We start from the raw sequence: 6,591 nt of genomic DNA, 5'->3' as shown, positions 1-6,591 counted from the left end.
TACTACGACTGGACCTGGTTCGAGGTGACCCTGCCCAGCCAAGAGCCCGCTGAGGGATTCGCCCACCATCTCCTGATCCGCCGCTCCACCGACAAGAAACAACTCGCGGGCGGTGTCATCGACTTCGAGTATGCCTACTTCCTCGTCCACCACCGGCGCGAAGCCGCGCTACCCGAGGCCGTACGCCGGGCCGGCGTGAGGTGGAAGATCGAGGAGAACAACGAGTCGGCCAAGCAGATCACCGGGCTGGGTCAGTACCAGGTCCGCCGCTGGAACTCCTGGCACCGCCACGTCACCTGCGCGATGCTCGCCCTGGCCTTTCTCACCGTCCGACGCGCCCACCATCCCGACCCCGAACCGGACGCCCCGCCGCCCCAGAGTGCCGAGCAGGCCGACGACGTGGGAATAGCCACGCAGCCGGAGGAAGGGAGCTTCTGCCGCTGATCCGCCTGACCGTCCCAGCCCTCGCCACCGTGCTTGCCGCGACCGCCCTCGTCCCCCACCATCAACCCGAACACCACCTGCGACAGCACCATTGGCGAGCCGTCCACCAGACCCGCGCCACCGCCAGTCACTCCCGTCGGCGAGGCGAGCGCCTCGCCGGGATGTTCCCGGGCCACCGACAAGTCCGAGGAAGGACAGCGCCGTCGATCGGAGTGCGGGTCAGGAGGCCGCGAGAGCATCCCGGCACCGTCATCCTGGCGCGTCCATCGCTGTGCGGGTCAAGAGGCCCGGGACATCCGGCACTTCACATACTCACTATCGCTGTGGATGACGCAGCCAGGCTCGAGTCCGCCTCGGCCGTGGGCCATGTCGAGAGCGTCGACGACGAGCTCGGCGCGGTGGTGGTCGGCCATGGCGTAGCCGACGACCTCGCGGGTGGCCAGGTCCAGCCAACAGGCGAGGTAGAGCCAGCCCTCGGCGGTGGGCAGGCAGGTGATGTCGCCGACCTGCTTGGTCACGGGGCGCTCGGCGTGGAAGTCGCGGCCGATCAGGTCCGGGGCCGGCTTCGCCTTCGCGTCCGGCCGGGTCAGCGAACGCCGTCTGCGCCGGGTGACACCGCGGATGTCGCGCTCACGCATCACGCGGGCGACGCGCTTGCGGTTCACCCGCCGGCCCAGGCGGCGCAGTTCTGCGTGGATACGCGGGACACCGTAGGTGTGCCGGGAAGCGATGTGCAGCACGGTGATCTCGTGTGCGAGCGCGTCGTCGGCGGCCTGTCTGGCACAGCGGGCGGCCTCGCCCTCGCACCAGGCGTAGTAGGAGGAACGGGCCACGCGCAGGACCCGGCACAGCAGAATGATCGGATAATTCGCCTTCTCCGCATGGATCAACCGGTACAGCTCGCTCACCGGTCGTTCTCCTTCGCGAAGAAGGCCGTGGTGGGATCAAGGGGTCGGTGCAACATCCCAGGTAGAACGGTTGCTGGAGGTGTTGCCGGGTGGCGAGGGTCGCTTTTTTCAGGATCTCGATCGTCTGCTGCTGCTCACGAACCTCCTTGCGCAGCCGCTTGAGCTCCTCACGCTCGGCGCTGGTCAGCTCACCGGACTCGCCCGAGCCCCGGTCCGCCTTCGCCCGGCGGTACCAGCCGCGCAGGGACTCGGAGCTGATCCCGAGTTCCCGGGCGACGGCGGTGACCGTCTTACCCGAGGAATCGACGAGCGCGATCGCGTCCCGCTTGAACTCCTCGGTGTACCGCTTCGTGTACTTGCTTCCCACCTGGTGCTACTTCCTCTGGAACCTCAAGATCCCAGTCTCCAGGTGTCCACGATCAAGGGGGAGCTTCACCTGGGACGTTGTCCATGTTCGCGGCGCACCGGCGTTCCGCCCGTGCGCAACTCGGTTGTGCCGCGCGACGCGTCGCCGTCAGAGGCGGACCGTCATCTCCACGGTCACGTCGTCCCCGGCCGTGATGCCCTGGGGTCCGCGTACGGCGGCCTTCAGCGGCAACAGGTAACCGCCGTCCTTGGGGAAGAGCGACGTCGTGAAGCTGGTGTCGCCGATGCGGGCCTCGACGGGGACGACTCCCCAGCCGTACGTGGCCATCGCGGCCACTTCGCGGATGTGGGTGGACTCCTCGTCCGGCACGGTCGCGAAGTAGTACGGCGAGGGCCCGCGCCACTCGATCACACGGCCGGCGAAGACGAGCTCCATGGGTCAGTCCCGTTCCTTCAGGGTGGCCGGACCGCCTCAGCGTACAGGCGGTGCACGGAAGTGCGGAGGACAAGTCCGGTCAATCGGTTGCTGATGGGGCTCCGGGAGTCAAACGTATTGGCGATCAATTCCCTTCCCTTGGGTGAAACCGCAGGGCAACAAGGTGACTTGAGCCTAGAATGGAACTTCCGCGATCACCCCGCGTCCAGGCGTGGGCAGGACTGTGAGGGGCCGGATGAGCCAGGAGCGAGAGCCGCTGCCGACCGCGATCGACACCGGGATTCCCAGTGTCGCCCGGATGTACGACTTCCTGCTCGGCGGCAAGGACAACTACGCCGTCGACCGCGAGGCCTCCGAGGAGCTGCTCAAGGTCGTCCCCAGCACCAAGGAACTCGCCGTCAACAACCGCAGGTTCCTGCAGCGCGTGGTGGGTGTGCTCGCCCGCGAGTACGGGATACGCCAGTTCCTGGACCACGGTTCAGGCCTGCCGACGCAGGACAACGTCCATCAGGTCGCCCAGCGCGTCGACCCTGCCGCGCGCGTCGTCTACGTCGACAACGACCCGATCGTGCTGGCGCACGGCCGGGCGCTGCTGGAGGAGAACGAGAACACGGCCGTCATCCAGGCCGACTTCCGTGACACCGACGGCATCTTCGGCCACCCCGAAGTGGAGCGGCTGATCGACTTCAGCCAGCCGGTCGCCGCGCTGTTCGTCTCGGTGATGCACTGCATCCCCGACGAGGACGACCCGGCGGCTCTGGTCAGGCGGGTCGCGGAGCGACTGGCGCCGGGCAGCTTCCTTGTGGTGTGCCAGCTGGTCAGCGAGGACAAGGCGGTGCGCGACTTCGTCACCGAGTTCATGGACGCCAGCACCCAGGGCAACTGGGGCCGGGTCCGCCAGGAGAGCGACGTCCACGACTTCCTCGACGGGCTGCAGATCCTGGAGCCGGGGCTGGTCGAGGTGTCCACCTGGCGCCCCGACACCGACCTGGCGCCCCGTCAGGCGACACTGGAATGGATCGAGTTCGGTGGAGTCGGCCGCAAGGCCTGAGCGTGTTCGGGGTCCCGGGCCGACAGGACCGGCCCCGGGGCCCGCATCACCTCACGACAGCTGCTCGAGGAAGTCGCGCAGGATGCCCGGGGTCCGGACCGGGGGCTCGGCCTCGGCGCTGAGGCGGTCCATGACGGCCAGGTAGTTGTCGACGTCGTCCTGCTTGTCCAGGTACAGCGAGCTGGTGAGTTGCTCCAGGTAGACGATGTCGGGCAGGTCGGGCTCCAGGAAGCGCAGGATCGTGACCGGTCCGCCCGCCGTGGCGAGGCCGCCGACGCTGAACGGTGCGACCTGCAGCGTCACGTTCGGCATCGCGGCCGCCTCGATCAGCCGCTCCAGTTGGCGCGACATCACCTCGGCGCCGCCCAGCGGACGGCGCAGCGCCGCCTCGTCCACGACGGCCCACAGCCGCGGTGCCTCCGGTCCGGTCAGCAGACGCTGGCGCTCCATGCGCAGCGCGACCCGGCGCTCGACCTCGACCCCGGACGCCCGGGGGTGCCCCAGCCGGATCACCGCGCGGGCGTACTCCTCGGTCTGCAGCAGGCCGGGGACGAACTGCACCTCGTACGTACGGATGACGGAGGCGGCCTCCTCCAGGCCCACGAGCGTTTCGAACCAGCCGGGCAGCACGTCGGCGTACCGGTGCCACCAGCCCGGCGTGTTGGCCTGCCGGGCGAGCTTGAGGAAGTCCGCGCGCTCGTTCTCGTCGGTCACGCCGTAGAGGGTCAGCAGGTCGGCGACATCGCGCTCCTTGTAACCGACGCGGCCCAGTTCGAGACGGCTGATCTTGGCGTGGGAGCCGCGGATCGCGTCGCCCGCCGCTTCGCGGGTGACGCCCCGGGACTCCCTCAGCCTGCGCAGCTGGGTGCCGAGCACGATGCGCAGCACCGTCGGACCACCGCGCGGGTGCTCCAGGTACTGCCTTATCGACGGTTCGTTGCTCGGCCGCGTCGCGGTCATGCCGGCTCCCGTGGTGACTGGGCGGACAGTCAGTGTCTCACTGAGTCGCGCCCGAATACAGCCGCATCTTATGGCATGCCGACGATTTGTCAGCCCGTCATGTCATCGAAGTCTCCGTCCTTCACACCGCCGAGGAAGGCCTCGATCTCCGCGCGCGTGTAGATGAGCGCAGGTCCGCCCGGGTGGCGGGAGTTGCGCATCGCGAAGCCCCCACCGGGCAGCACCGCCAGCTCGACGCAGTTGCCACTGGGATTGCTCCGGCCGCTCTTCCTCCAGACCGCGCCCTCGATGTCGGTGGCCGGCACGCCGTTGTCGAACTCCCGCATGGCTACGCCTCCTTGACGCCATCTGCACATGCAGATGCACGTGCAGATGTACTTACCCTTGCACTTACGACTGTAATTGCAGATGTGCTTGCACCGGTAGGGATCCGACGGGGATAGTGGTGGGCGCAGACAGCAACGCGCCCCCCCGCCCGACAGCTCTGCGGAGTTCCCGATGACCACGCATCCGGCGATCCCTCTCGACTTCGGCCTGACCGAGGACTCAGGGTCACGCTTTGCCGCGTGCGGCCTGAGTGGTGACCTCCACGCCGCAGGTTCCGCACGGCAGTTCACGCGTGCCACCCTGAGCAGTTGGGGGATGCTCGCCCTCGTCGACACCGCCTCGATCGTGGTATCGGAGATGCTGACCAACGCCGTGCGCTACGGCCTCGACGACCCGGCGTACGCACCGTTGTCCAGCCGGCCGGTCTGGCTGGGCCTGCTCCGCCGCGACGAGTCCGTGCTCTGTACGGTCGCCGACCCCGGCACGGGCATCCCGGTGGTCAAGGAACCTGACTGGTTCGCCGAGACCGGGCGAGGGCTGCACATCATCGACTCGCTCAGCGAGTCCTGGGGCTGGACACCGCCGGACGAGGCGGGCAAGTCCGTCTGGGCGCTGATCTCCGCGCCCATGTGACTTCCGTCCCGCGGTGTCGCGCGGACCGGACGCCGCGGGACGGGGGAGCGGGGGCCGGACGCGCCGCGGCGGGGCGCCGGGGGGATGCCTCGCCGCGGCCGGACGGCACGCCGCTCCACTGCGTCGTTCCACTGCGCCCTTCCGTCACCTCGCTCGCTGGTGGCCCGCCCGTGCCCAGTGGTTGATCGCCTCTCATGGGTGATCCATGACTTCTCCTTTGCCTTTTCAGGGAAAGGAATCAGCTCTTGTGGACGTACCGCCATTTCCGGTCGGCCTCCGTCAATACCCCCTGACGGGGCATGTGCTAGCGTTTCGGAGGTTCACGTGATGACAACGGTGTCAGATGCTCCGGTCCCGCGGACGTGACCGTCCGCGAAGGAAAAGCCCCTGCTCTGAAGGGCGGTGCTCCCGGAGCGGCCTGCGTGGCACGCCCGTTCTCCGGTTCCACAGAAGAGCACATCGAATCATGCAAGAAAGCCGTGCGGTCTGGCTGCCCTATCGGTCCGGCGAATTCTCCGGCCCGCTGCCCGACGGCCTGTCGTACCACTTCTGGGACGGTCTCTCGGCCTTCCCGTCCGACCCCCGGGACGTACGATTCGTCGTCGTCCCACCCGTACCGGCCAAGCAGCACGAGATCCTCGACCGGCTGCTGCACCGGACCGAGCGGCTGGAGGTCCTGCAGGTCCTCAGCTCCGGCCACGACTACCTCGCCCCCTTCATGGCGCTGCTTCCCTCCGGCACCCGCGTCGCCACGGCCAACGGCGTGCACGGCGACGCCACGGCCGAGCTGGCGGTGACGCTGTTGCTGGCCGCGGAGCGCGGCCTCGACGACTTCTTCCGCCGGCACGCCCTCGGGCAGTGGCAGCCCCGCGTCTTCCCCACACTGTCCGGCAAGGAGGTCCTGGTCGTCGGTCAGGGCGCGGTCGGAAAGGCCGTCGCGGTCAGGCTCGCCGCGTTCGGCTGCCGGGTGGTCCGGCTCGCCCGCACCGCGCGCGACACGGCGGACGGGCATGTGCACGGGTTCGCGGACCTGCCCAGGCTGCTGCCCTCCGCCGACGCCGTCGTGCTGTGCGCGCCCCTCACCGACGAGACCCGCGACCTGATGGACGCCTCACGGCTGGCCCTGATGCAGGACGGGGCCGTCCTGGTCAACGTGGCCAGGGGGGAACTCGTCGACACGCGGGCGCTGGTGCGGGAGGCCGGGCTCGGGCGGCTGCGCGCCGCCCTGGACGTCACCGCACCCGAGCCGCTGCCCAGCGGACACCCGCTGTGGTACCTGCCCGGCGTCCTGATCACCCCGCACGTCGGGGCCTTCACCGACGCGTTCACCCCCGCCTCGCTCGCCTTCATCGCGCAGCAGCTGACCCGCTACGCGCGCGACGAGTCCCTGGCGAACGTCCTGCCCGTCATGGCCGCCGCGAACTGAGCGGCGGCGGGGGAGGGGGGAGAGGAAAGGGGGGGGGGGG

Annotated in this window: 7 protein-coding genes and 2 pseudogenes; 4 read left to right on the top strand and 5 right to left on the bottom strand. The window is 69.1% G+C overall.

Annotated elements, in window-relative coordinates; all coding sequences use genetic code 11:
• A pseudogene (locus AC3EUJ_RS36780) lies at positions 1-444 on the top strand (IS701 family transposase); the annotation flags it as partial.
• A 278-nt stretch (positions 445-722) separates the two neighbouring features.
• Here the strand turns inward: AC3EUJ_RS36780 and AC3EUJ_RS36775 are convergent.
• The 3 genes and pseudogenes from AC3EUJ_RS36775 to AC3EUJ_RS36765 form a co-directional block, all read right to left on the bottom strand.
• Positions 723-1,352, bottom strand: a complete 630-nt coding sequence (locus AC3EUJ_RS36775) for an IS3 family transposase (RefSeq protein ID WP_431969290.1) — start codon at positions 1,350-1,352, stop codon at positions 723-725.
• Positions 1,353-1,503: 151 nt separating this feature from the next.
• Positions 1,504-1,719, bottom strand: a pseudogene (locus tag AC3EUJ_RS36770) (transposase); the annotation flags it as partial.
• A 147-nt stretch (positions 1,720-1,866) separates the two neighbouring features.
• Positions 1,867-2,154 (bottom strand): DUF1905 domain-containing protein, encoded by a 288-nt coding sequence (locus AC3EUJ_RS36765; RefSeq protein ID WP_431969288.1) that lies wholly within the window; start codon positions 2,152-2,154, stop codon positions 1,867-1,869.
• Between the two features lie 235 nt (positions 2,155-2,389).
• On the opposite strand from AC3EUJ_RS36765, the gene AC3EUJ_RS36760 reads away from it, so the two are divergent.
• Positions 2,390-3,205, top strand: a complete 816-nt coding sequence (locus AC3EUJ_RS36760; RefSeq protein WP_431969287.1) for an SAM-dependent methyltransferase — start codon at positions 2,390-2,392, stop codon at positions 3,203-3,205.
• A gap of 51 nt (positions 3,206-3,256) precedes the next feature.
• Here AC3EUJ_RS36760 and AC3EUJ_RS36755 read toward each other — a convergent pair whose 3' ends face one another.
• Complete coding sequence (locus AC3EUJ_RS36755; protein WP_431969285.1) at positions 3,257-4,165, bottom strand: helix-turn-helix domain-containing protein; 909 nt, start codon at positions 4,163-4,165, stop codon at positions 3,257-3,259.
• 89 nt (positions 4,166-4,254) lie between these two features.
• Positions 4,255-4,491, bottom strand: coding sequence for a DUF397 domain-containing protein (locus AC3EUJ_RS36750; protein ID WP_431969283.1), 237 nt, complete (start codon positions 4,489-4,491; stop codon positions 4,255-4,257).
• 172 nt (positions 4,492-4,663) lie between these two features.
• Between AC3EUJ_RS36750 and AC3EUJ_RS36745 the strand changes: the two genes are divergently transcribed.
• Positions 4,664-5,125: an ATP-binding protein gene (locus tag AC3EUJ_RS36745; RefSeq protein WP_431969281.1), complete on the top strand. Its 462-nt coding sequence runs from the start codon at positions 4,664-4,666 to the stop codon at positions 5,123-5,125.
• 466 nt (positions 5,126-5,591) lie between these two features.
• Entirely contained in the window at positions 5,592-6,551 is a 960-nt protein-coding gene (locus AC3EUJ_RS36740) for an NAD(P)-dependent oxidoreductase (protein WP_431969279.1), read from the top strand.
• Positions 6,552-6,591: the final 40 nt, after the last annotated feature.

This window comes from Actinacidiphila sp. bgisy160 (assembly GCF_057707815.1).
This window is presented reverse-complemented; position numbering and strand designations above follow the sequence as displayed.